Genomic DNA, 23351 nt, shown 5'->3' with positions numbered 1-23351 from the left:
GGACTCCGGGCCCTCAGCTGTTCACTCCAACCCCGATTACGGCTTGGCAGGAACCGTGATCTTGCCGTCGACGATGTCCTTCTTGGCAGCGTCGAGCTTGTCCTTGATGTCGTCGATCTCGCCGCCCGTGGTGGACAGGCCGACGCCGTCGACCTTGAGGTCGTACGTCACGTCCGAGCCGCCCTTGGCGCCGCCCTGGAAGGCCTTGATGAACTCGAACACGCTGACGTCCACGCGCTTGAGCATCGAGGTCATGATGACCTTCTGCAGCTCGGGCTCCTTGACCGTCTCGCGCTGGTCGGAGTCCACGCCGATGGCCTTCTTGCCGGCCGCGGCCGCCGCCTGGAACACGCCGAGGCCGGAGTCGCCGGCGGCGTGGTAGACGATGTCCGCGCCGTCCTGGTACATCTTCTCGGCCGCGACCTTGCCCTTGTCGGGGGCCTTGAAGCCGCTGAAGTCACCGTCGGGGGTGAGGTACCGGACGTCGATCTTGGCGTCCGCCTTGACCGACTTCACGCCGGCCACGAAGCCCGCCTCGAACTTTTTGATCAGGTCGGACTCGACACCGCCGACGAAGCCGACGTGGCCGGTCTCCGACTTGGTCGCCGCGGCGACGCCCGCCAGGTAGGAGCCCTGCTCCTCGGCGAACAGCAGGCCGGTCACGTTGGGGGCGTTCGAGGCCGAGTCGACGATCGCGAACTGGATGTCGGGGTACTCCTCGGCCGCCTTCTTGACGTCCTCGGCGTAAGCGAAACCGACACCGATGATCGGGTTGTAGCCCGCGTCCGCCAGCTGGCGCAGCAGGTCACCGCGGTTGGAGCCGTCAGCGGACGGGCTCAGCTCCTTGATCTCCGCACCCAGCTCCGCCTTCGCCTTCTCCAGACCGGCGTACGCCGCGTCGTTGAAGGACTTGTCACCACGCCCACCGACGTCGAACGCGAGACCCACCTTCAGCGAGCCACCGCCCGCCTCCGAACTCGCGGCCCCCGTCGGCTCCTCACCGGCCGTGGTGTCACCACCGCCGCCGCCACATGCGGCGGCTGCCATGAGCATGACGCCCGCCACCGAACCGAGCATCAGCTTGCTGAATCGCTTGCCGAGCAAGGCGACTCCTTCCATTTCCCCGCCGCCGGATCTCATCGCAGGCGCGAAGAAACGCGCGGCACCTGCACGGAAGATAGTTGCTTGACCAGGGACAACCAAACCGTCGCACAGGGTCGCAACCGCTCCGTTATCGACATCACTCGCGTCCGTGACCTGGGATCTGAATCAGGCACGAAGCAGGCACACGGTACGACATCTGGAAAGTTTTCCCCAACTTCGCCCCACGCTCCCCTCTTGCCCCAGGGCTCATCGTGACGGAGATTCCCAGCGAAGGCCGAAAACTCTCATCGGAGCCCGCCTGCATCCTCCCCAGGCCCGCAGGAGGCTCGCCGTACCGCCGGCCGCGTTGCTCGTGGCCACGCTCACCGGCACCACGCCCGCCTCGGCGACGTCCGCATCTCCGGCACGCCGACCGTGAAAGTGCGAGCCTCGTTCAAGGACGGCGCCTCGCCGTACCTGACCCCCTACACGGAAGGACCCCCGCCGGAGTGGGGCGGAGGTCCTTCCACGGTGGTGGGTGGCCGCTCGTGCGGCCGCCCGAAGTGCGGTCAGGCCATGGCGTTGGTGATGGAGTCGATGGGGCCGACCTCCCACAGGGAGGTCAGGGCCGTGGTGGCCATCACGCGGATGCCGGCGGCGATCGCCTTCTCGTCCACGTCGAACGTCCCCTGGTGGATGTCGTACGTGACCCCGCCGGGCGAGCGGGTGCCGAGGCGGGCGAAGGCGCCGGGGATCGACTCGAGGTACCAGCCGAAGTCCTCGCCGCCGAGCGACTGCTGGGTCGGGACGACGGAGCCGGCACCCAGGGCCTGCTCGGCCGCGGCGGACATCATCTCGACGCTGAGCTCGTCGTTGACGACGGGCGGCACGCCGCGGGTGTAGTCGAGGGTGGCCTCGACGCCGTAGGCCCCGGCGACGGACTCGAGCAGCGACTTGATCAGGTCGGGCGCGGCGTGCCAGGCGTCCTCGTCGAGGCAGCGTACGGTGCCTTCGGCCACGCCGTCGTCGGGGATGGCGTTGGCCGCGGATCCGGCGGCGACCTTGCCCCAGACGAGGCTGAGCGAGGAGCGCGGGTCGACGCGGCGCGAGAGCGCGGCGGGCAGTTCGGTGAGGATCTTGGCCAGCGCGAAGACGAGGTCGGCGGTCAGGTGGGGGCGGGCGGTGTGGCCGCCGGGCCCGGACACGCGCACGGCGATCTTGTCGCAGGCGGAGGTGATGGGGCCGGTCCTGATGCCGAGCCGGCCGGCGTCGACGCGCGGGTCGCAGTGGAGGCCGAAGATGCGGTCGACGCCGCTGATGCCGCCGTGCGCCATGACTTCGAGCGCGCCGCCGGGCAGTTCCTCGGCGGGCTGGAAGATCAGGCGTACGCGGCCGGGCAGCAGTCCGGCCTCGGCCTGCTGGGCCAGGAAGAGCGAGGTGCCGAGCAGGACGGTGGTGTGCACGTCGTGGCCGCAGGCGTGGCAGGCGCCGGTCACGGTGGAGCGGTAGGGCACGTCCTTCTCGTCCTGCAGGGGCAGGGCGTCGATGTCGGCGCGCAGGGCGATGGTGGGGCCGTCGCCGCTCCCGACGTCGCAGATCAGCCCGCTGCCCTTGGGAAGTACGGAGGGCTTGAGCCCGGCGGCGGTGAGCCGCTCGGCGATCCGCTGCGTCGTGCGAAATTCGGCGAAGGCCAGCTCCGGGTGCATGTGGAGGTCGCGGCGGAATGCCACGAGCTCCTGCTCGGTCTCCGCCAGGAACGCGTCGAGCTCTCCTCGAAGCTCACGTCCCCGCATATGTCACCGTCCCGTCCTGTGCCATGCTCTGCCCGGGAAGCGCTGGGCGATGCATGACGTCATGCGCTCGAAAAGAACCACTCCATCGCCGCGTGGCCGCCAGCTGGTGAAAGCGGCCCAGTGCGGCGCGAGGTCGCGTCGCGGGATCCACCCCGCCTACGGGGTCTGAAGATCCACCCCGCCTAGTTGGCGTCGAATCGTAGGCGCACGGCAGCGTTCGTTCCATGTTCGCGAGCAGCCGTGGCCGCACCCAGGCCCACAGCGATCGGCCGTGCAGCCCGCGGCGATACCTTCGACTTTATCGCCCTCAGGCGCCTGCGGACCGACAGACTCCCCAAAAGTTGGCCTGGAGCACGTCCGAAATCGCAGGTCGCCACTCTTCGCGTGGAGGGACCTGATCCTGAAATAGTCACAAGGGATCAGTAGATCGTGACCCGATGCTGCCAGTTCAAACGTGGTCAGCGATTCCGAATCCTGTCACCTTCCGTCATGGTCATCAGTCTTCGACGGTTGATGTTTTTGGGAGGATTGCGTGTTTCACTCGCAATATGATCACTAAAATCCCGTTCGGGGAGAAGTATGCCGGGTTGAGCATCTTCGAGCCGGGCGAGGGGACCCTGGTGGTCGTACCCTCGCTCTCCCTTCCGCAGGACGAGCTCCGCCGGATCAAGGCGGCCAGGTCCTACGAGGAGCGCCTGCTGTTCCTGCTGCTGACGCTCCGGGAGCCCGGGGTCAAAGTGGTCTATCTGTCCTCCGCACCCGTCGATCCCGACATCATCGACTACTACTTCGGCTTCCTGCCCGACCCGGACGACGCGGCCAAGCGTCTGACGCTGATCACCCTCGACGATCCCTGGTCCCAGCCGTTGACCAGGGGTGTGCTCGACCGCCCCGACGTGATCGAGCAGCTGCGCGCGGCGATCGACGGGGACGCTTGGCTGGTGCCGTTCGTGCTGAGCGAGCTGGAGGAGGAGCTCGCCTCGCTGCTCGGCGTGCCCCTTTACGGACCCGCCACGTCGCTGTCCTATTACGGCTCCAAGAGCGGCGCCAGGGAGGTGGGCCACGAGGCGGGGGTGCCGATGGCCCGCGGCTTCGGCGACGTGCGGACGGTCTCGCAGATCGAGGAGGCGATCGAGGCCCTGCCGGGCGAGCGGGTGATCGTCAAGCTCAACGACGGCTACTCGGGGCTGGGCAACGCCATCGTCCAGCGCTCCGACCGGTCGATGATCAGCTTCTCGGCCGACGGCGAGAACTGGGAGAGCTTCACCGCGAAGATCCGGGAGCGGGGCGCGGTGGTGGAGGAGTTCATCGAGCACCGGCCGATGTACTACCCCAGCGCGCTGGCCGGCATCACGCCCGGCGGCCAGGCCCGGGTGCTGGCCACCCACGACCAGGTGCTCGGCGGCCCCAACGGGCACGTCTACCAGGGCTGCACGTTCCCCGCGGCGCCCGAGTACCGGGCGGAGGTGGGCGCGTCGGCCTCCCGCATCGCGCAGGTGCTCGCCGAGCGCGGCGTGGTGGGGCTGTTCGGCATGGACTTCTTCGCGCTCAAGGGCGACGCCGGGTACGCGGCGCTGCTGTGCGAGATCAACCTGCGCATCGGCGGCACCACGCACCCGTACGGGGCCGCCGTGCTGACGACCGGCGCCACGTACGACCCGGGCACCGGCCGCCTCATGGCCGGCGACCAGCCCAAGTACTACACCGCGACCGACAACTGCTCATCGGCCTGCCTGCGCGGCCGCACGCCCGGTGAGGTGATGCGGACCGCCGAACGGCTGGGCATCGGCTTCGACGCCCAGCGCCGTACCGGGAACGTCTTCCATCTGCTCGGGGCGCTGCCCGAGCACGGCAAGATGGGCTTCACGTCGATCGGCGACTCCCGTGAGGAGGCCGACGAGCTGCACGCGCTCACCCGCCGTCTCCTGTGCGGCCTCTGACCTCTCCCGAGCCGCGCCAGGCGCGCCAGCCGATGACCCCCAGGATCACGCCGAGCACGACGTTCACCACGATCAGCACCCCGTGCACCACGTAGAAGGCGGTGGGGTGGCCATCGGCCAAGTTAAACCCGAGGTTCACCCACTCGAAGATCATGAATGCGCCGAGAATGATGAGGAATCCGGCGATCTTTCGTGACACATGTGCCTCTCTAGCATCGAACGTGGATCTTCGGGGGATGTGTCGCCACATGTGCACCAACACGAAGCTACGCTGAGACCGCCATGTGGACGAAACTCGTGCCGGTCACGGCACTCATCGCCTCGGTCGCGCTCACCGGCGGGACCGCGCACGCCGAACCGACGACGCCGATCGGCGGCGAGGCGCTGGGCAGCCGCGGCCTGGTCGCCCCCGCAGGCGTCAAGAAGCCGCCCAAAAGCAAGGCTACTTCGTACGTCATCGCGGACGCCGACACGGGCGACGTGCTCGCGGCCAAGGACGCCCACGGGCGCTACCTGCCGGCCAGCACGCTCAAGACGCTGACCGCGCTCACGCTGATCCCCAAGCTGGACAAGAACCGCAAGGTCCGGCCCAGCAGGAACGCCTGCAACCAGGAGGGCAGCGCGGTCGGCCTGTCGCCGAAGGCGACGTACAAGGTCGAGGACCTGTTCAGGGCGCTGATGATGGCCTCGGGCAACGACGCCGCCATGGCGCTCGCGGAGACCAACGGCGGCGTGGCGAAGACCATGGCCGACATGAACGCCGAGGCCAAGCGCCTGCAGGCGTACGACACGGTGGCCAAGACGCCCAGCGGGCTGGACGAGAAGGGGCAGAGCAGCTCCGCCTACGACCTCGCGCTGATCGCCCGCGCGGGCCTGGCCAACCCCGACTTCCGCCGCTACATCAGCACCAAGACCGCCAAGTTCCCGGCGCCCAAGGGCTACTACGAGATCAGCAACCACAACAAGCTGCTGTGGCGCTACGACGGCATGATCGGCGTGAAGAACGGCTGGACGTCGAAGGCGCGGGCGAGCTTCGTCGGCGCGGCCACCCGCGGCGGCCACACGATCGTGGTGAGCATCATGCGGCACGAGGGCTTCTTCTGGGACGAGGTGGCCAAGCTGCTGGACTGGGGCTTCTCCGTACGCGGTAAGGCCACCCCGGTCGGCAAGCTGGTGGACCCGCTGCCCGCCAACGCCCCCGCCGGGCCGCAGGCCGTCAAGGCCTCGCCGTCGGCGGCGGCCTCGGGCGCCGCGTCCGTCACGCCGGCCGCACAGCCGCCGCTGCTCGACACCGCCGCCTCCAAGCAGACCGACTCCACGAGGATGGTCGGGTCGATCGTGATCGGCGGCGGGCTGCTGTTCGGGCTGCTCTGGCTGGGCTTCGGCATCCGCCGCAAGCGCTCGCGTTCAGGTCTCTGACGCGCGCTCCCGCTCCGGCTCCCCCGCGGCCGCCTGCCCGGCGGCCGGGATCGGAGAAGGAGCGGGCGGCGGGGCGAAGCCCGCCGTGGCCGTCCACGCGGCCGCGAACAGCACGAGCCTGGCCGAGAAGTTGATCCAGACCAGCAGGCCCACGATGACGGCGAAGACGCCGTACAGGGCGGAGTTGCCGAGCGTGTTGGCCAGCAGCAGCGTCGCGGCCTGCTTGAGCACGCCGAACCCGATCGCGCCGAGCAGCGCCCCCTTGGCGATCACGCGGAACGGCTGGTCCACACGCGCCACCCAGCCCAGCAGGATCACGAACAGCAGCCAGTCGGCGCCCACGCCGGCCCCCACCGCGGCCGTGCGGAGGCCGAAGGCGGCGAGCTCCGACTCGGAGCCGAACAGGAAGCTCATGACGTTGGTCGTGGCCGTGGTGGCGAACCCGGCGACCAGCACGGACGAGATCGCCGTCACCCCGATCAGCAGCAGCGAGACCAGGTCGCGCAGCTTGCCGAGGAAGAAGTTCAGCGGCGGCGCGCTGGTCATGTACATCTCGCGGAGCGCGCCGCGCAGCGCGTCGAGCGCGCCGAGCCCGGCGTAGAGCAGGCCGAGCAGGCCGATGATGCCGGCGGTCTCCCTGGCGGTGGCGATGGAGGTCAGGTCGAGCTGCTGCGAGATGCCGGGAAGGCGCTCCTCGATGGCCTTGGTCAGGGCCGCCTTGGTGGTCTCGCTGGCCGCCACCACATAGCCGAGCACCGCGTACGAGAGCGCCACCAGCGGGAAGAACGACAGGAACGCGAAGTACGTCACCGCCCCCGCGAGCCGGTCGCCCGACTGGAGCCGGTAGCGCTGCACGGCCCTGATGAGGTGGTCGAGCGCGGGCCTGCGCACCCGCCAGTCGGCCAGCCTGCCGCGTCCCCATGCCTTCGCCGCCGCCACGCGCTCCGCCAGACTCGCCATCACACCCTCTTACCCCGGGCACGGGGCGGGGATCATCCGACCATCGCCGCCCCTCGTGGGAAAGGCACTGCCCAGGACGTCTCGCGGCACGCCCAGGCGACCGCTTACGGGACCGAAAACGTGAGCGTTTCACGCGTTCCGCAGGCCGTCATATGTGCCCTGAGCAGGGCGGAAACCAGGACGGGCGGACTTCGCGCGGCCTAGCCTGTGCTGTGTTCCGACCGACCCAGGAGGCGTCACGCCCATGGCCGAAATCAGCACCGGGCACATGGTCAGGCTCCAGCGCGAGCGAAGGGGAATGAGCACCACGGCGCTGGCGACGCAGTCCGGCTGCACCCCCAGGCACATCGAGCTGATCGAGCACGGCAAGCGCACCCCGTCGCTCCCCCTGCTCAGGGAGATCGCCAAGGTGCTCGGCGTCCGTACGGCGGTGCTGCTCGGCGAGGCGCCGCGCGACTCGCACGAGCCCAGCAGGCCGCAGATCGGCGACATCGAGCGGGCCCTGTTCACCAGCCGCTCGCAGCGGCCCGACATCGAGCCGCCCGACGCCGAGCAGCTCGCGGAACGGGTGGCCGCCGCGCGCAACGCCTGGTTCACCTCCACCCGCCGCTACTCGATCCTCATGTCCGCGCTGCCCGCGCTCGTCACCGACGCCGAGAGCGTGGCCCTGGAGCGCACGCCGCGGGCCTGCGCGGCGGCGACGGACGCGTACCTGCTGGCCAGGGGCGTGCTCAAGCACCTGCGCAGGGTGGACCTCGCGCATCTCGCCGCCGACCGGGCCATGCGCTTCGCCGAGGAGTCGGAGGACCCGCTGATGACCGCGTGGGCGTACTGGAGCCTCGGCCAGTCGATGCTGTCGGACGACATGCACCAGATCGCCTACGACGTGGCCAGGCGCGGGCTCGAGCTCCTCGAACCGCACGTCCCCGACGGCGATGAGCGGCACCTCAAGGCGCTGGGCGCGCTCCACCTGCTCGCCGCCGTCGGCGAGGCCCGCAGAGGCGACGACGAGGCGGCCAAGGAGCGCCTGCGCGGCACCGCCTCGCGGCTGGCCGAGCGCGTGGACGACGCCTCCGGCTGCTACGACCTCGCCTTCTTCGGCCCCACGAACGTCGCCATCCACATGGCGAGCATCGAGAACGACGTCGGCCGCCCCGAGAACGTGCTGCGCATCGCCGACGACATCGACCTGCGCCGCACACCGTCCATCGAGCGGCGCACCAGCCACCTCGCCCAGGTCGCGCGGGCCTGCGAGGACCTCGGCGACGACGCGGCCAGCCTGCTCCACCTGCTGCGCATCGAGCGGGAGAGCCCCGAGGAGCTCGATCACAAGCTGCTGCTGCGGGAGATGGTCAGGTCGCTGGCACGCCGGGCCCGCCCGTCGTGGGCTCCCGAGGTGCGCCACCTGGCCGAACGGCACGACATCACCGTCTGAACCCCCGCGAACCCCGCCGGATCGACCGGCCGGACCGAACTCTCAGTTCGGTCCCTGCGAACGGGGAGATCTTTACCCCGAGTTCGTCACCGTCAGCCGCCGAGATGCCACGCTGCGTCCCATGACCAGAGCGCCGAGTGCCGATTTCGTCATGGAACACCTGCTCCAGGAGGCCACGCGGGAGTTTCCTGGATGGTCGTTCGAACGCGACCGCTCGGGCTGGATCGCCACCCGCGACCAGACCCGCCTGCGCAGGCCCAGCCTGGCCGCCCTGCGCGCCATCCTGCGCCTGCACCGGGCCGTCCGCCACGACGGCGAGCACGTTTGATCCAGGGCCCGGCCGCGCACGCGAGGCCGGGTCCTCGAAACCGCGGAGCGGAGCGTCAGACCAGGAAGCCGACGCGGTCGCGCACCTGCTCCATCGTCTGCCTGGCCACCGCCGACGCGCGCTCGGCGCCGATCGCGAGCAGCCGGTCGAGCTCCTTCTCGTCGGCGAGCAGCTTCTCCGTGCGCTCCCTGATCGGCGTGAACGTCTCGACCACCGCCTCGGCGACGTCCTTCTTGAACGTGCCGTAGCCCTGGCCCTCGTAGCGGGCCACCAGCTCGGGGATGGGCGTGCCGGTCAGCGCGGACTGGATGCGCAGCAGGTTGGAGATGCCCGGCTTGTTCTCCTCGTCGAACAGCACCTCGGAGCCGGTGTCGGTGACCGCCCGCATGACCTTCTTGCGCAGCGGCCCCGGCTGCTCCAGCACGTCGAGGATGCCCGCGGGGCTGGAGGACGACTTCGACATCTTCGAGGTCGGGTCCTGAAGGTCGGTGATCTTCTCGACCTCCTTGAGGATGTGCGGCTCGGGCAGCGTGAACGTCTCGCCGAAGCGGTGGTTGAAGCGCTGCGCGAGGTCGCGGGTCAGCTCGAGGTGCTGCTTCTGGTCGGCGCCGACCGGCACCCGGTCGGCCTGGTAGAGCAGGATGTCGGCGGCCTGCAGGATCGGGTAGGTGAAAAGACCCACGCTGGCCGCGCTCTCGCCGAACTTGGCCGCCTTGTCCTTGAACTGCGTCATCCTGCCGGCCTCGCCCATGCCGGTGAGGCAGATCAGGATCCACGCCAGCTCGGTGTGCTCGCGTACGTGCGACTGCACGAAGACCGTGGACCGCTCGGGGTCGAGGCCGGCGGCGAAGAGCTGGGCGGCGGCCACGCGGGTGCGGCGGCGCAGCGCGGCGGGCTCGGTCGGCACGGTGATCGCGTGGAGATCGACCACGCAGTAGAACGCGTCGTGGGTCTCCTGCAACGTGACCCACTGACGGAGAGCACCCAGGTAGTTGCCCAGGTGGAAGGAGTCCGCTGTGGGCTGGATGCCGGAGAGTACACGAGGTCTGGCCATAGCAGGCAATTGTGTCAGGAATCCTGCTCGGGTGCCGACTCGACGGGCGGTCGGCGTTTCACTCGGACGCGGGCGATCCTGCGTCCGTCGAGCTCGGTCACGATCAGTTCGAAGCCGGAGAACTCCACCCGCTCCCCCACCTCCGGCATGTGGCCGAGCATCGCCATGACGAAGCCGGCCAGCGTCTCGTACGGGCCGTCGGGCAGGCGGATGCCGGTCTCGGTGGCGAAGTCGTTGAGGTTCGTCAGGCCGTCGATCTCGATCTCGCCGGCGGGCAGGACGACGACCTCCTCCTCGAGGTCGTACTCGTCCCTGATGTCGCCGATCAGCTCCTCGACCAGGTCCTCCATGGTGACGATGCCGGCCGTGCCGCCGTACTCGTCCACCACGATCGCGAGGTGCTGGCCCTCGTCGCGCATCTCGTTGAGCGTGGTGAGCAGGCGCTTGGAGGCGGGCACGAACTTGGCCGGCCTGATCGGCACCACGGCGCTGATCGGCTCGGTGCGCCCGATCAGCTCGGGGTCCAGCAGGTCGCGTACGTGGACGAAGCCCACCACCTCGTCGTACGACTCGCGGTAGACGGGGAACCGGGAGTGCGGCAGCGTCGCGGCCAGGCGGGCGGCCTCGTTGAACGGCGTTTCGGCGTCCATGAACTCCACCTCGGTGCGCGGCAGCATCACCTCCCTGAGCTGCCGTTTGCCGGCGGCGAAGACCTCGACGATGAGCTTGCGCTCGTCGGCGGTGAGGTCGGTGTGCCCCACCACCATGTCGCGCAGCTCCTCGGTGGTGACCTCCTCCCTGTCGGCCGCCGGGTTGCCGCCGAGCAGCCGGACCACGAGGTCGGTGGACTTCGACAGCATCCAGATGACCGGGCGCGACAGCGAGGCGATGCGGTCGAGGAAGGGGGCGACGAAGAGCGACAGCCCCTCGGTGCGCTGCAGCGCGAGCCGCTTGGGCGCCAGCTCGCCGAGGACCAGGGAGACGTACGAGATCGCCAGCGTCACCAGCACCAGCGCGAGCACCTCCGCCACGGCCTCCGGCACCCCCCAGCCCACCAGGACGGGCGCGAACTGCGCGGCGAGCCGGTCGGCGCCGAACGCGGCCGACAGCATGGTGGCCACGGTCACCCCGATCTGCACGGCCGACAGGAACCTGTTGGGGTCCTGCGCCAGCTTGGCCACGCGCTCGCCGCGCTTGCCCTGCTGGGAGAGCCTGCGGACCTGGCTGTCGCGCAGGGACACCATGGCTATCTCGGCGGCGGCGAAGAAGCCCCCGATCAGGATGAAGAGCAGGACCAGGGCGATGTTGGCCGCGACGGTGTCGAACATGGTGGTTGGCAGCGTACTCGCCGTGTTTCCGGCGTATGCTGAAGCGCGAGCCTTACAAAATCAAACATATTTCCACAGGGGTACACATGCGGCTACTGGTCACCGGAGGGGCCGGATACATCGGCAGCGTCGTCGCGGCCCAGCTCATCGAGGCCGGGCATGAGGTGACCGTGCTCGACGACCTGTCCACCGGGCACGAGGACGCGGTGCCGGAGGGCGCCGGGTTCGTCCGCGCCGACATCGCCGAGGCCGGGCAGGCGCTCGACGGCGTCGACGCGGTGCTGCACTTCGCCGCCAAGTCGCTGGTCGGCGAGTCGGTGCAGCAGCCCGAGCGCTACTGGGCCAACAACCTGGGCGGCACGCTGGCGCTGCTCGACGCCATGCGGGAGCACGACGTGAACCGGATCGTGTTCTCCTCCACGGCGGCCACGTACGGCGAGCCCGAGCGCACGCCCATCGAGGAGACCGATCCCACGCGGCCCACCAACCCGTACGGCGCGACGAAGCTGGCCGTGGACAGCGCGCTCACCGCGTACGCGAAGCAGCGCGGCCTGGGCGCGGTGAGCCTGCGCTACTTCAACGTGGCCGGCGCCTACGGCCGCTACCGCGAGCGGCACGCGGTCGAGACCCACCTCATTCCCAACGTGCTCAAGGTCGCGACCGGCGAGCGGGAGTCGGTGAGCGTGTTCGGCACCGACTACCCGACGCCCGACGGCACCTGCATCCGCGACTACATCCACGTCGCCGACCTGGCCAGGGCCCACCTGCTCGCGCTTGAGGCGGTCACGCCCGGCCGGCACGAGATCTACAACCTGGGCAACGGCACCGGCTTCTCCGTGCAGGAGGTCATCGACGTCTGCCGCGAGGTCACCGGTCACGAGATCCCGGCGGTCGTGGGCGAGCGGCGGCCCGGCGACCCGGCCGTGCTGGTGGCGTCGTCCGCGAAGATCCAGCGCGAGCTGGGGTGGAAGGCCGAGCGGGCTTCGCTGCGCGACATCGTCGCCGACGCCTGGGGAGCGCTTTCTCGGAATTAGCCCTCCGAGGGGGCGATCTGTGCTGTGATACCGAAATGTGAGGAGCTTTTCACCAAGGGTCACGAAGGCGCTTTACGTCGCCCTCGTCGTGGTGGGCGGCCTCCTGACCGCCGCCGGCGTGGTCATCGCCACGCCGGACTCCGTACCGGCCGCCGACAGCGCGCCCTGCGTCGAGACGCGCCCCACGTGACCGGCCGGGACACCAGGCCCACGAACGCGAGCGCGCGCCCCCGCCGAGGCGGAAGGCGCGCGCACCGCGGCTCGACCTGACGGTGCTCAGATGAGGCCGAGCTCCTTGACCGCCCGGCGCTCCTCCTCCAGCTCGCGCACGCTGGCGTCGATGCGCTCGCGGGAGAACGGGTCGATCTCCAGACCCTGGATGATCTCGTAACGGCCGTCCACCGCGCGCACCGGGAAGGACGAGATGAGGCCCTCGGGCACGCCGTAGGAACCGTCGGAGACCACGGCGGCCGAGGTCCACTCGGTGCCGTGGACCCAGTCGTGGACGTGGTCGATCGCGGCGTTGGCGGCGGAGGCGGCCGAGGACGCGCCGCGCGCCTCGATGATGGCCGCGCCGCGCTTGGCCACGGTCGGGATGAACGTGTCGCGCAGCCACTCCTCCTCGACCAGCTCGGCCGCGGTCTTGCCGCCGACCTCGGCGTGGAACAGGTCGGGGTACTGCGTCGCGGAGTGGTTGCCCCAGATCGTCATGTGCTTGATCTCGGTGACCGGCACCTGGAGCTTGGCCGCGAGCTGCGAGATCGCGCGGTTGTGGTCAAGGCGGGTCATCGCGGTGAACCGCTCGGCCGGCACGTCGGGGGCGTGCTGCTGGGCGATGAGCGCGTTGGTGTTGGCCGGGTTGCCCACCACCAGGACCTTGATGTCGTCGGCGGCGTGGTCGTTGATCGCCTTGCCCTGCGGGCCGAAGATGCCGCCGTTGGCGCCCAGCAGGTCGCCGCGCTCCATGCCGGCCTTGCGCGGCATGGCGCCGACCAGCAGCGCGATGTTGGCACCGTCGAAGGCGACATTGGGGTCATCGGTGATCTCGATGCCGGACAGCAACGGGAACGCGCAGTCGTCCAGCTCCATCGCGGTGCCCTCGGCGGCCTTCACCGCCGCCGGGATCTCCAGCAGGCTCAGCTTCACCGGCGTGTCGGCACCGAGCATCTGCCCGGACGCGATGCGAAACAGCAATGCGTAGCCGATCTGGCCGGCGGCTCCGGTGACGGTCACCTTGACGGGCTCAGTGGCTGACGACGCCATGGCCTTCCCCTAACTCGCTGCGTGGTTCATTGACGTTCGGGATGTTACCCGCTCGTCATTTGCAGGTTTCCATCGCGGGCACCTTCAGCTCCTCGTCGAAGTCGACCTTGCTGAAATAGCTGGTCAGGAGCTGCTTGATGACGCCCTTGGCGTACATGTCGGCGATGATGCCGGACACGGCCTTGCAGGTCTTGACGTCGCCCTTCTTGATGCCGACCGCGTAGCGCTCGTTGCTGAGCTTGAGCCCGAGGATCTTGTAGCGGATGTTCTCGCGGGCCGCGAACCCGGCCAGGATGAGGTCCTCGCCGGGCACCGCGTCCACCCGGCCGGTGCGCAGCATGTCCATGCAGGCGGCGTAGTCGCTGGCGGCCACCGGCTTGACCGGCACGCGGTCCTGGACGGCGCCGACCGACGGGGAGTTGGGCGCGCAGATGGCCTTGCCCTTCAGGTCGCCGATGTCGTTGATGTCGCCCTTGCGCACCAGGACGTCCTGGTGCGCAAGGTAGTACGGCCCGGCGAACTGCGTGTCGCTGTCGTCGATCGAGTACGTGGCCACGACGAGATCGACCCGCCCCTCGGCCAGCGCGGACGCGCGGTCGAACCGGCCGACCCTGACGAACGTCGTCTGCCTGGCGCCCAGCTCCGCCGCGATGCGCTTGGCGACGTCGACGTCGAAGCCCTGGAAGGAGTCGCCGTTCTGCAGGCCGATGCCGGGAAGGTCGCCCTTGACGCCGATCACGATCTTCCCGGTCTCGGCCACCTTGTCCACGACCGAGGAGTACCGGGTCTTCCCCGACGGCCCCTTGCGCGGCGGCGTCGGGCCGGTCTGGTCGCCGAAGGCCAGCGGGTTCCAGCCGTTCGCTAACAGGGCGAGCGCCGCGGCGGCGAGCAGCACGAGCACCGCGGCCACCGCGATCCACAGCCGGGCCCGCCCACGCCGGGCGGGCGCGGCGGGCCCGGTCACCCCGTACGGCACCGCTCCCCCGTCCGGCGGCGCGACGCCGCCGGTGTGCCCGGGGCCGGTCGGCGGGTGCTGGATCCCGGAGGCCGCGGTGGGGGCGGTGGGAAGCCCCGCGGAAGGTACGGCGTGGGGGCCGGACGCGCCACCGTGAGGCACCGGCGTGCCGCCATGGGAGACGCCGGTCTGGGGCGCCTGGGCACCGGTCTGCGGCGCCGGCGCGCCGCTCTGCGGGGTCTGGGCGCCCGCCGGAGCCGCCGCCGCGCCGGGCTGAGCCGCCGACGTGCCGCTCCGCGGGGCTCGGGCGCCTGTCTGAGGCGCTGACGTGCCGGAACGGGTGCCGGACACCGGCTGCGCGCCGCTGCGGCCGCCCTGCGCGGTCTGGGAGCCGGTGCGCGTGCCCGGCACGGCGGAGGAGCCGGAGGTAGACGGCGCCCCCGCAGCCCCCGCAGCCCTCGCAGCCCCCGTGGCCCCGGCGGTCCCGCTCGTCCCCGTGGCCCTGGCCCCGGTCGCGCCCGGGCGGTCGGTGATCGACTTGGCCGACACCCGCAGGAACGGCGTGGTGTCGTCGTTGGCCATCTCGGCGCCCTTGGTCAGCACCGCCGTCGACGCGCCCTTGGCCGAGGAGGACTGACCGAGCAGCCGCAGCAGGATCTGGTCGGCGGACGGCCGGTCGGCGGGGTTCTTCGCCAGCGCCGAGCGCACCACGCTGCGCAGCGGCTCGTCCATCATGGTGACGTCGACTTCGTGGTTGAGTATGCGGTTCAGCACGACCGCGATCGACTTGCCCTCGAAAGCCACCTTCCCCGTGGCGGCGAACGCGATGGTCGCGCCCCACGAGAACACGTCGGTGTACGGCCCGATGTCGTCGCCGGCGATCTGCTCGGGCGCCATGTAGGCGGGCGTGCCGATGGCGCGGCTGGTGATCGTGCCGGTGGAGTCGATGATGCGGGCGATGCCGAAGTCGACCACGCGCGGCCCGTCCGCGGCGATCAGCACGTTATCGGGCTTGAAGTCGCGGTGGATGATCGAGGCGTGGTGGATGGCGGTCAGCGCGGTCGCGGTGCCGATGGCCAGGCGGTCGAGCACGGTGCCGGTGAGCGGCCCGTCGGTCTCGACGATCTCGCGCAGCGGCCGGCCGTCGATGTATTCGCTCGCGATGTACGGCGTGTCGCCGTCGAGGTCGGCCTCGATCACCCGGGCCGTGCAGAACGACGCGACCCGCTGCGCCGCCTTCAGCTCCCGCGCGAAGCGCGAACGCGCGATCTGGTCGCCGCTGAACTTGACGTGCAGCAGCTTGATCGCGGCTCGCTCACCCTGGCCGTTGACCCCCAGGTAGACGATGCCCTGCCCGCCCTCACCGATCCGTCCTGACAGCCGGAAGGACCCCAGCTCGGTGGGATCGCCGGCGACCAGCGGCGAGATCTGCGGCATGCGTCATCCCCACGTGTACTGAACCCATCGACGCAAACTTTACGACGCTCAGCAACATCTCAGGGATCGGTTGAGGCTTAGGCACGTCACGGCTTCGCCTCTTTCCCGCCCCGGCGGGCACCGCCAGGAGCCGGAACCGTGCGGCCGGGAAAAGCCGTCCGCCGCGGTCCCGTGAAGGGGGCCGCGGCGGACGGCGGAAGGTCAGTACCTGATCACTCGGCTTCGATCTGATGAGCATGGATCAGTAGGGCAGGCTCCAGGTGGCGAACGCCTTGCGCAGCGAGGGCGCCTTGAACTTCGGATACGCCACCGTGCTCACGTCGCCGTCGGAGGTGTAGCGCATGTCCGGGTTCTTCTTCAGCCAGTCGAGCCAGGCCTCGGAGCAGAACTGCGCGCAGTCGCCCTTCTTCTCCATGACCTTGATCCTCGGGATGCCGGCCGGGTCGAACGCCTTGCTGAACGGCGACTGCGACGGTGTGTAGCCCGCCAGGAACGCGCCGGCGTGCTTGTACGTCTTGCCGCGCAGCGCCCACTGCTTCTTGTTCGGCTGGTTGCCGTACGGCAGGGCGATGGTGACCGGCTTGATGTACGACAGCTCCTCGATCTGCTTGCCGATGGTGCCGATCTGCTCCTCGACCTCCTTCTGCGAGCGGCCGCGCAGGTTGAGGTGGTCGCGGGTGTGGTTGCCGATGTCGAATCCGTTCTCCTTGAGCCAGAGCAGCGCCTGCGCCTGCTCCTCGCGAACGGTCCTGCCGAACATGTCGCGCGTCACGTAGAAGGTGGCCTTCGGCTTCCAGCCCGGGTGCTTGGCGGCGACCTCCTTGAGGATCGCGACCGCGGTGTCCTTCTGGGGCACGCCGAGCGCGTTCAGCGTGAGCTGGGAGGGGGAGGAGTCGTCGAACGTGAGCACCACGGGGTGCTTGCCCGCCGGAATGTCGATCTTGCCGGTGACGAGCTCGGCCGCCGAGATGGGCACGTAGTCCTCTTTCACCAGCCGTTCCAGGTCGGCCCTGAACTGCGCGGGCGTCCGGTCGTCGGTGGTCTGCGGCTTGGGCACGATACGGTGGAACATCAGCACCGGGATCTGCCCGAGCTCGTTGGCCTTGACCGCGGCGGCGCGCTTGATCTTGGCCGCCCTCTCCGCCTTGGCCTTGGCGACGGCGTCCACCTTGTTGTTGGCCAGCTTGGCGGTCTCGGGCTGTGAGTCGCAGCCCGTCAGGATGGCGGCGGCGATGAGCGCCCCCAGCCCACTCAGAATTCGCAGTCGCATCCTAACCCCCCGAAACGCGTACGACTGTTCTGAGCTGGCTCTTACCCACGTGATCAACTACGCCACGCCGCTACACCGGTCAAGACCTGGGAAAACGCCGCGATCAAGGCCGCCAAGACACGCCCGGGAAGCTCAATGGCGAACGACCGCGGACAGCACGGCGGGGTCCTCGGGGCCCGTTCGCGGGCTCCTCTTCAGAGGTCCCGCCGTACTTCGGTGCCGTCCTTCGGGGAAAGGGGGGCGGTGGGCTTGCCGTCGCTCGCCCCGAGCCCCGGACGGACACAGCGCCGTGAGCGCAGAGCAGGAGGGCACAGCGCCTCTAGCGCAGAGCAGGAGCACACAAGCGCCGCAGACGAACAGCAGGAGGACGCGGCGCCGCGGACACAGAGCAGGTGGACGCGGAACCGGCAAGGCGGCCGTGGAAAGGGCGGACACCGGCAAAGCGGCCGTGGAAAGGCGGGCCCGGGGGAAGGCGCACCCCGAGAAGCGGCGCGGGAAAGCGGGCGCGGGAAAGAGCGGGCGCGGGAAAGCGGGCGCGAACAGCGAAACGGCCCCTGCCGGAGGGCAGAGGCCGTCGCGGAGAGCGAAGGTCCGTTCAGGCGGACATCTTCTTCTTGAGGTTCTCGTCCAGAGCGGCGAGGAACTCCTGCGTGGTGAGCCACTTGGTGTCGCCGCCGACGAGGAGCGCGAGGTCCTTGGTCATCTGGCCGCCCTCGACGGTCTCGATGCAGACCTGCTCGAGCTTCTCGGCGAACTCGGTCACCGCGGGGGTGTTGTCGAGCTTGCCGCGGTGGGCGAGGCCGCGGGTCCACGCGAAGATCGAGGCGATCGGGTTGGTGGAGGTGGGCTTGCCCTGCTGGTGCTGGCGGTAGTGGCGGGTCACGGTGCCGTGGGCGGCCTCGGCCTCGACGGTCTTGCCGTCGGGGGTCATGAGGACCGAGGTCATCAGGCCGAGGGAGCCGAAGCCCTGGGCGACGGTGTCGGACTGGACGTCGCCGTCGTAGTTCTTCGCGGCCCAGACGTAGCCGCCCTCCCACTTGAGCGCCGCGGCGACCATGTCGTCGATGAGGCGGTGCTCGTAGGTCAGACCGGCCTTCTCGAACTCCTCCTTGAACTCGGTCTCGTAGACCTCGGCGAAGATGTCCTTGAAGCGGCCGTCGTACGCCTTGAGGATCGTGTTCTTCGTGGAGAGGTAGACCGGGTAGTTGCGGGCCAGGCCGTACCGCATGGAGGCGCGGGCGAAGTCGCGGATCGACTCGTCCAGGTTGTACATCGCCATCGCGACGCCGGGGCCGGGGAAGTCGTAGACGTCGAGCTCGATCGGCTCGGAGCCGTCCTTCGGCGTGTACGTCAGCGTCAGCGTGCCCTCGCCGGGGATCTTCAGGTCGGTGGCGCGGTACTGGTCGCCGAAGGCGTGACGGCCGACCACGATGGGCTTCTTCCAGCCGGGCACGAGCCGGGGCACGTTGCTCATGATGATCGGCTCACGGAAGATCACGCCGCCGAGGATGTTGCGGATGGTCCCGTTGGGGGACTTCCACATCTTCTTGAGCCCGAATTCCTCGACCCGCGCCTCGTCAGGGGTGATGGTGGCGCACTTCACACCGACGCCGTACTTCTTGATGGCGTTGGCGGCGTCGATGGTGACCTGGTCGTCGGTCGCGTCCCGGTTCTCGATGCCGAGGTCGTAGTACTTCAGGTCGATGTCGAGGTAGGGAAGGATCAGCTGGTCCTTGATGAACTTCCAGATGATCCGGGTCATCTCGTCGCCGTCGAGCTCGACGACGGGGCCCTCCACCTTGATCTTGGGCATGCGAATGGTTCCCCTTCAATGAATGGATGCGTTGAGGCTATCGGACCGTCAGGTCACGGGGCGAAAAGGGACAGGATGATCGCTTTCAGCTCGTTGTTGCCGAGCAAGAGCGAGGTCAGAACGAGTACGAATCCGGAGACGGACAGCGTGACGACGTCGACCTTCTTGCTTCTGATCGCGAGCTGACCGCCGTATCCGGCGAAGCGCAGAGCGCCGGCGATCATGATGACGGCCCCCAGCACGAACCCGCCCCAGCGCGGGTCGGCCATGAACATGGTGAGCACACCGGCGACCGCACCCACCAGGATCAGCGGGTACGGCCCCCAGGTCTCGTGTTCGGTCCCGTTGCTCAACGCTCTTCTATCGGCTTCCACTTCTGGTCGGTCTCACCGATGTACTCACTGTCGGGGCGGATCAGCCGGTTGTCGGCGTGCTGCTCGATCACGTGAGCCGTCCAGCCGGCCATGCGGCTGACGGAGAAGACCGGCGTGAACAGGTCTGTCGGAATGCCAAGGTAGTGGTAGACGGAGGCGGCGTAGAAATCGACGTTCGGATAGAGCCCCTTTGCCTCGAAGACGACCTCCTCCATCTCCTTCGACATCCGGTAGTAGGTGTCGTCTCCGCTGGCCTCGGCGAGCTCGGCGGACATGCGGCGCAGGTGCGTGGCGCGGGGGTCCTCGGTCTTGTAGACGCGGTGGCCGAAGCCCATGATCTTCTCGCCGCGGGCGAGCCTGTCGCGTACGGCCTGGGCCACGCCGCCCGGCGAGATCGACTCCAGCGTCTTCATGACCTGCTCGTTCGCCCCGCCGTGCAGCGGGCCCTTGAGGGTGCCGATGGCGGCGACGATGGCGGAGTGCATGTCCGACAGCGTCGCGGCGCAGACCCGGGCGGCGAACGTGGAGGCGTTCATGGTGTGGTCGGCGTGCAGCACCAGGCACTCGTCGAAGATCTCGACCTCACGCGGGTCGGGGGTGCGGCCGGTGACCTGGCGCAGGAAGTTCGCGGCGATGCTCAGCGACGGGTCGGGGTCGGGGACCTCGGCGCCGGTGCGCGCGGCGTGGTAGCGGGCCACGAGCAGCGGCTGCTGCGCCACCAGGCGGGCGGCCTTGCGCAAGTTGGCCTCGGGTTCGACGGAGTCCTTGTCGGGGTCGTCGGCGCCGGCGAGGGAGACGAGGGAGCGCAGCGCCTCCATCGGTTTCTGTTTCTCGGCGATTTCGGCGATGTTCGCGGACACCAGGGCGCCCAGCTCGCGGCCCCGCGCCAGCTCGTCGCCGTAGGCGTCGAGCTCTGAGCGGGTGGGCAGCTTGCCACGTTGCAGCAGGTGTGCGGTCTCCTCGAACGTCGCGCGGCCGGCCAGATCATGGATGTCGTATCCACGGTAGAAGAGGCGACCGGCCTTTCCGTCGATGTCGCTCAGCGCGGTGGACGCGGCGACGACATCGGCCAGACCTTTCGTGGGCTTGTCCGCCATGAGTGTTTCCTCCGCTTATCTCCGCCCGAAGTCTACCCGTGAGCAGGCAAAACCGGCCGTAAAGGTCCAGACCAATTTCACGACGGATTCTCCTTACGGCAAAGGCGATTCCGCATCCCCTCGGTTGGGTAAGCCGGAGCTGTAGTAATAGTTACGGCGGGCTACCTGGGGAGGAACTGCCGTGGAGGGGCCGTTCATACGCATCGAGGACACTGGCGAGGTGGTCCCGTTGCGCCCCGAGATCACGACGGTCGGAAGGGGCCGGGGTGTCGATATCCGGCTCACCGACCCCAGCGTGTCTCGACTCCATGCCGAGTTCGTCAGACGAGGACCGTACCTGTATGTCGTCGACCTGGGGCTGTCCAGGAACGGCACGCGGGTGAACGGCAGGCCGATCGCCCGGAGGGTCCTCGACGACGGCGACGTCGTGTCCTTCGGCGCGGCGCGCGGCCGGATCGGTGGAGTCCCCCGTGAGGACTTCACCCCGGAGGTCGAGCTGCGCAGGGCGGCGGCGCCCGAGCTGACCAGGCGCGAGGTCGACGTGCTGACCTCGCTCTGCAGGCCGGCGCTGTCCGACGAGGCGTTCGTCGCTCCGGCGACGGCGCGCGAGATCGCCGACGACCTGGTCGTGACCGAGGCCGCGGTCAAGCAGCATCTGCTGCGGCTCTACCAGAAGTTCAGGATTCCCGAGGGCACCAACCGGCGCACGCGCCTCGCCAACGAGGTCGTGGCGCTCGGCCTGGTCCGCCCGACCCCCGTGGTGCCACCGCAGAGGTCGTCGGGAGCCGCCCCCGAGCAGGCTTCGGCCGCCGGGCGCAGGGCTTCGTAGTCTCGGAGTCTCAGGATCGCGACCTTCCTTCGCGACCGGGGCCACGGCGAGGGGTTCCGGCAGCGTCGGAACCTGAACATCCGACACCGTGCCCCCTTACATGCCCTGAGGTGTTCTCGGGGGCATGGGGGCACGGGCCCGGCATCGGCGTACGCCTGCGGGCAGGGGGCGCGGCCACGGCCGGTCGCCGGCCGGGACGGCGACACGTGCGCGTTCAGCGCGCCCTGATAACGGCTCGGCGCGCCAGTGAAATGGGTCGGCCGCGCCCTGATAACGGCACGGCGCGCCGTGGAACAGGCCACTCGCGCCGCGATTCCGGCCCGGCGCCGTGGAACAGGTCAGGGCGCCCTGAGACGGCTCAGCGCGCCCTGGAACAAGGCCCTCAGATCACCTTGAAGCCGTTGCTCGGCTCGCTGGTGCGGTTGGCCCGGTCCACCGCGAGCGCGTAGTAGTGGTGACCGCGCTCGCCGTCGGGGTCGGTCCAGCGGACCTGCCGGTCGCCCGGCACGATCGCGACCAGGTTGCGAGCGTCGTCGAAGGCGCCGGGGCCCGCGGGCCGGTCGAAGCGGAAGACGGCGTACAGGAAGGGCTCCTCCCTGCCGGTCGCGACCATCCGCACCTCGACCCCACCGTTTCGGCGCAGCGCGTACGCCACCACCGGCCGCGACGGCGCCTTGCCGCGCGCGAGCCTGGGCAGCACGGGCGCGAGCGCGGGCCGCTGGTAGTGGTCGGCGACCGCCGTCGAGATGGAGCCGATCCTGTCCACCTTGACATCGTTGGCGTTGTACCAGATGTCGCCGCTGATCTCAGGGTGGTCGCGGTTGAGCGTCAGGTGCCTGGACAGCTCGTCCGGCTGCTGCCACTCGGCCGCCTGAGCGGGGTCGCCCGCCTTGTACGCCGCCTGCCCGATCCACAGCAGCGTCTTGGTGCCCGAGGCCACGTCGGCCCACCACGGCACGAGCTTGGAGTAGTCGGCCGGCGGCTGCCCGATGTACCAGTAGAGCTGCGGCGCGATGTAGTCGAGCCAGCCCTTCTTGACCCAGCCGCGGGTGTCGGCGTGCAGGTCGTCGTACGACTGGCCGCCGCTGGTGTCGGAGCCGAGCGGGTCGCCGGCCTTGTTGCGCCAGATGCCCGACGGGCTGATGCCCCAGGCGATCTCCGGCTTGGCCTCCAGCACGCGCTGCTGCATCTCCTGGACCATGAGGTCCACGTTGTTGCGCCGCCAGGCGGCGAGGTCGGGGAAGCCGGCCCCGTACTCGGCGAACTCCTCGGCGTCGTCGAAGTCGGTGCTGCTGGTCGGGTAGAAGTAGTCGTCGAAGTGCAGGCCGTCGATGTCGTAGCGGAGCACCGCGTCCATCATCGCGTCCTGGCAGAACTTCCTGACCTCGGGGATGCCGGGGTTGTAGTAGAGCTTGCCGCCGTAGGGCACGATCCAGTCCGGGTGCTTGCGCCCGGGGTGGTCGGGGTGCAGCTGGGCGGGGTCGGCCTGCATCGAGACCCGGTACGGGTTGAACCACGCGTGGAAGGCCAGGCCGCGCTTGTGCGTCTCCTCGACGGCGAACTTCAGCGGGTCGTAACCGGGGTCCTTGCCCTGCTCGCCGGTGAGGTACTGCGACCACGGCTCGTACGGTGACGGCCAGAACGCGTCGGCGGTGGGCCTGATCTGCACGAAGACCGAGTTGAGCTTGCGCTGCACGGCCACGTCCAGCCAGGCGAGGTATTCCGCCTTCTGCTGTTCGGCGCTGAGACCGGGCTGCGACGGCCAGTTGATGTTGACCACCGACGCGATCCACATGCCGCGCATCTGGCGCAGCGGGGGCACGTACCCGGGCTGTGCGAAGGCCGGGAGGGGAACGGCCGATGCGGCGGCGGCGAGGGCGAGACCCTTCAGGAGAGTCCTTCTGCTGGGCATGGGGGGTGCCTCTCGGAAGTGGTTGTA

General features: G+C 69.5%; 20 protein-coding genes. 7 read left to right on the top strand and 13 right to left on the bottom strand.

What is annotated here, in order from left to right:
* Positions 1-36: 36 nt before the first annotated feature.
* Both ACGFIM_RS21725 and ACGFIM_RS21720 read right to left on the bottom strand, forming a co-directional pair.
* Complete coding sequence (locus tag ACGFIM_RS21725; protein ID WP_393202890.1) at positions 37-1104, bottom strand: BMP family protein; 1068 nt, start codon at positions 1102-1104, stop codon at positions 37-39.
* A 548-nt stretch (positions 1105-1652) separates the two neighbouring features.
* The gene (locus ACGFIM_RS21720; RefSeq protein WP_393202888.1) at positions 1653-2876 is read right to left on the bottom strand and encodes a M20 family metallopeptidase; all 1224 of its coding nucleotides are present in this window, start codon (positions 2874-2876) and stop codon (positions 1653-1655) included.
* A gap of 548 nt (positions 2877-3424) precedes the next feature.
* Between ACGFIM_RS21720 and ACGFIM_RS21715 the strand changes: the two genes are divergently transcribed.
* The gene (locus ACGFIM_RS21715) at positions 3425-4816 is read left to right on the top strand and encodes a peptide ligase PGM1-related protein (protein WP_393202886.1); all 1392 of its coding nucleotides are present in this window, start codon (positions 3425-3427) and stop codon (positions 4814-4816) included.
* Here ACGFIM_RS21715 and ACGFIM_RS21710 read toward each other — a convergent pair.
* Positions 4788-5015 (bottom strand): SCO4848 family membrane protein, encoded by a 228-nt coding sequence (locus tag ACGFIM_RS21710; RefSeq protein ID WP_393202885.1) that lies wholly within the window; start codon positions 5013-5015, stop codon positions 4788-4790. The two genes, ACGFIM_RS21715 and ACGFIM_RS21710, sit on opposite strands and share 29 nt — an antisense overlap.
* Before the next feature lie 83 nt (positions 5016-5098).
* On the opposite strand from ACGFIM_RS21710, the gene ACGFIM_RS21705 reads away from it, so the two are divergent.
* The gene (locus ACGFIM_RS21705; RefSeq protein WP_393202883.1) at positions 5099-6235 is read left to right on the top strand and encodes a D-alanyl-D-alanine carboxypeptidase family protein; all 1137 of its coding nucleotides are present in this window, start codon (positions 5099-5101) and stop codon (positions 6233-6235) included.
* Here the strand turns inward: ACGFIM_RS21705 and ACGFIM_RS21700 are convergent.
* Positions 6224-7195, bottom strand: a complete 972-nt coding sequence (locus ACGFIM_RS21700) for a YihY/virulence factor BrkB family protein (protein WP_393202881.1) — start codon at positions 7193-7195, stop codon at positions 6224-6226. The two genes, ACGFIM_RS21705 and ACGFIM_RS21700, sit on opposite strands and share 12 nt — an antisense overlap.
* A 244-nt stretch (positions 7196-7439) precedes the next feature.
* On the opposite strand from ACGFIM_RS21700, the gene ACGFIM_RS21695 reads away from it, so the two are divergent.
* Together ACGFIM_RS21695 and ACGFIM_RS21690 are read left to right on the top strand one after the other, a co-directional pair.
* Positions 7440-8630 (top strand): helix-turn-helix domain-containing protein, encoded by a 1191-nt coding sequence (locus ACGFIM_RS21695; RefSeq protein WP_393202879.1) that lies wholly within the window; start codon positions 7440-7442, stop codon positions 8628-8630.
* 121 nt (positions 8631-8751) lie between these two features.
* Positions 8752-8958, top strand: a complete 207-nt coding sequence (locus ACGFIM_RS21690; RefSeq protein ID WP_393202878.1) for a hypothetical protein — start codon at positions 8752-8754, stop codon at positions 8956-8958.
* A 55-nt stretch (positions 8959-9013) separates the two neighbouring features.
* On the opposite strand, the gene trpS is transcribed toward ACGFIM_RS21690, so the two are convergent.
* Both trpS and ACGFIM_RS21680 read right to left on the bottom strand, forming a co-directional pair.
* On the bottom strand, positions 9014-10012 hold the full coding sequence (gene trpS / locus ACGFIM_RS21685; RefSeq protein WP_393202877.1) for a tryptophan--tRNA ligase: 999 nt from the start codon (positions 10010-10012) through the stop codon (positions 9014-9016).
* Between the two features lie 14 nt (positions 10013-10026).
* Positions 10027-11340, bottom strand: coding sequence for a hemolysin family protein (locus tag ACGFIM_RS21680; RefSeq protein ID WP_393202876.1), 1314 nt, complete (start codon positions 11338-11340; stop codon positions 10027-10029).
* Between the two features lie 86 nt (positions 11341-11426).
* Here ACGFIM_RS21680 and galE point away from each other — a divergent pair, with 86 nt between their 5' ends.
* Together galE and ACGFIM_RS21670 are read left to right on the top strand one after the other, a co-directional pair.
* On the top strand, positions 11427-12374 hold the full coding sequence (gene galE, locus ACGFIM_RS21675; protein ID WP_393202874.1) for a UDP-glucose 4-epimerase GalE: 948 nt from the start codon (positions 11427-11429) through the stop codon (positions 12372-12374).
* Positions 12375-12411: 37 nt separating this feature from the next.
* The gene (locus tag ACGFIM_RS21670; protein WP_393202873.1) at positions 12412-12564 is read left to right on the top strand and encodes a hypothetical protein; all 153 of its coding nucleotides are present in this window, start codon (positions 12412-12414) and stop codon (positions 12562-12564) included.
* A gap of 86 nt (positions 12565-12650) precedes the next feature.
* Here the strand turns inward: ACGFIM_RS21670 and ACGFIM_RS21665 are convergent, their stop codons facing one another.
* From ACGFIM_RS21665 to ACGFIM_RS21640, 6 genes are all read right to left on the bottom strand, one after another.
* On the bottom strand, positions 12651-13637 hold the full coding sequence (locus tag ACGFIM_RS21665) for a malate dehydrogenase (protein ID WP_393202871.1): 987 nt from the start codon (positions 13635-13637) through the stop codon (positions 12651-12653).
* A 55-nt stretch (positions 13638-13692) separates the two neighbouring features.
* Positions 13693-16029, bottom strand: coding sequence for a serine/threonine-protein kinase (locus ACGFIM_RS21660; protein WP_393202869.1), 2337 nt, complete (start codon positions 16027-16029; stop codon positions 13693-13695).
* A 241-nt stretch (positions 16030-16270) separates the two neighbouring features.
* Positions 16271-17299 carry a polysaccharide deacetylase family protein gene (locus ACGFIM_RS21655; protein WP_393202867.1) on the bottom strand — a complete coding sequence of 343 codons (1029 nt, stop codon included), beginning with the start codon at positions 17297-17299 and terminating at the stop codon, positions 16271-16273.
* Positions 17300-17894: 595 nt separating this feature from the next.
* Entirely contained in the window at positions 17895-19112 is a 1218-nt protein-coding gene (locus tag ACGFIM_RS21650) for an NADP-dependent isocitrate dehydrogenase (protein WP_393202865.1), read from the bottom strand.
* A 53-nt stretch (positions 19113-19165) separates the two neighbouring features.
* Complete coding sequence (locus ACGFIM_RS21645; protein WP_393202863.1) at positions 19166-19465, bottom strand: DUF3017 domain-containing protein; 300 nt, start codon at positions 19463-19465, stop codon at positions 19166-19168.
* Positions 19462-20583: a citrate/2-methylcitrate synthase gene (locus ACGFIM_RS21640; RefSeq protein ID WP_393202861.1), complete on the bottom strand. Its 1122-nt coding sequence runs from the start codon at positions 20581-20583 to the stop codon at positions 19462-19464. The genes ACGFIM_RS21645 and ACGFIM_RS21640 overlap by 4 nt, the downstream gene beginning before the upstream one ends.
* Before the next feature lie 181 nt (positions 20584-20764).
* Between ACGFIM_RS21640 and ACGFIM_RS21635 the strand changes: the two genes are divergently transcribed.
* The gene (locus tag ACGFIM_RS21635; protein WP_345396031.1) at positions 20765-21412 is read left to right on the top strand and encodes an FHA domain-containing protein; all 648 of its coding nucleotides are present in this window, start codon (positions 20765-20767) and stop codon (positions 21410-21412) included.
* A gap of 382 nt (positions 21413-21794) precedes the next feature.
* On the opposite strand, the gene ACGFIM_RS21630 is transcribed toward ACGFIM_RS21635, so the two are convergent.
* Positions 21795-23324: a glycoside hydrolase family 10 protein gene (locus ACGFIM_RS21630; RefSeq protein WP_393202859.1), complete on the bottom strand. Its 1530-nt coding sequence runs from the start codon at positions 23322-23324 to the stop codon at positions 21795-21797.
* Between the last annotated feature and the right edge of the window lie 27 nt (positions 23325-23351).

Source organism: Nonomuraea sp. NPDC049309, assembly GCF_043196965.1.
In the GTDB taxonomy this organism is placed as follows: domain Bacteria; phylum Actinomycetota; class Actinomycetes; order Streptosporangiales; family Streptosporangiaceae; genus Nonomuraea; species Nonomuraea fastidiosa.
The sequence above is the reverse complement of the archived record's forward strand: the minus strand, read 5'-3'. Positions and strand labels throughout refer to the sequence as shown.

Bases quoted from the DNA above. Each gene is read 5' to 3' on its own strand.
- ACGFIM_RS21720 (WP_393202888.1), bottom strand. From the start codon at position 2,876: ATGCGGGGACGTGAGCTTCGAGGAGAGCTCGACGCGTTCCTGGCGGAG.
- ACGFIM_RS21715 (WP_393202886.1), top strand. From the start codon at position 3,425: ATGATCACTAAAATCCCGTTCGGGGAGAAGTATGCCGGGTTGAGCATC.
- ACGFIM_RS21705 (WP_393202883.1), top strand. From the start codon at position 5,099: ATGTGGACGAAACTCGTGCCGGTCACGGCACTCATCGCCTCGGTCGCG.
- ACGFIM_RS21700 (WP_393202881.1), bottom strand. From the start codon at position 7,195: ATGGCGAGTCTGGCGGAGCGCGTGGCGGCGGCGAAGGCATGGGGACGC.
- ACGFIM_RS21695 (WP_393202879.1), top strand. From the start codon at position 7,440: ATGGCCGAAATCAGCACCGGGCACATGGTCAGGCTCCAGCGCGAGCGA.
- ACGFIM_RS21690 (WP_393202878.1), top strand. From the start codon at position 8,752: ATGACCAGAGCGCCGAGTGCCGATTTCGTCATGGAACACCTGCTCCAG.
- trpS (WP_393202877.1), bottom strand. From the start codon at position 10,012: ATGGCCAGACCTCGTGTACTCTCCGGCATCCAGCCCACAGCGGACTCC.
- ACGFIM_RS21680 (WP_393202876.1), bottom strand. From the start codon at position 11,340: ATGTTCGACACCGTCGCGGCCAACATCGCCCTGGTCCTGCTCTTCATC.
- galE (WP_393202874.1), top strand. From the start codon at position 11,427: ATGCGGCTACTGGTCACCGGAGGGGCCGGATACATCGGCAGCGTCGTC.
- ACGFIM_RS21665 (WP_393202871.1), bottom strand. From the start codon at position 13,637: ATGGCGTCGTCAGCCACTGAGCCCGTCAAGGTGACCGTCACCGGAGCC.
- ACGFIM_RS21660 (WP_393202869.1), bottom strand. From the start codon at position 16,029: ATGCCGCAGATCTCGCCGCTGGTCGCCGGCGATCCCACCGAGCTGGGG.
- ACGFIM_RS21655 (WP_393202867.1), bottom strand. From the start codon at position 17,299: ATGCGACTGCGAATTCTGAGTGGGCTGGGGGCGCTCATCGCCGCCGCC.
- ACGFIM_RS21650 (WP_393202865.1), bottom strand. From the start codon at position 19,112: ATGCCCAAGATCAAGGTGGAGGGCCCCGTCGTCGAGCTCGACGGCGAC.
- ACGFIM_RS21640 (WP_393202861.1), bottom strand. From the start codon at position 20,583: ATGGCGGACAAGCCCACGAAAGGTCTGGCCGATGTCGTCGCCGCGTCC.
- ACGFIM_RS21630 (WP_393202859.1), bottom strand. From the start codon at position 23,324: ATGCCCAGCAGAAGGACTCTCCTGAAGGGTCTCGCCCTCGCCGCCGCC.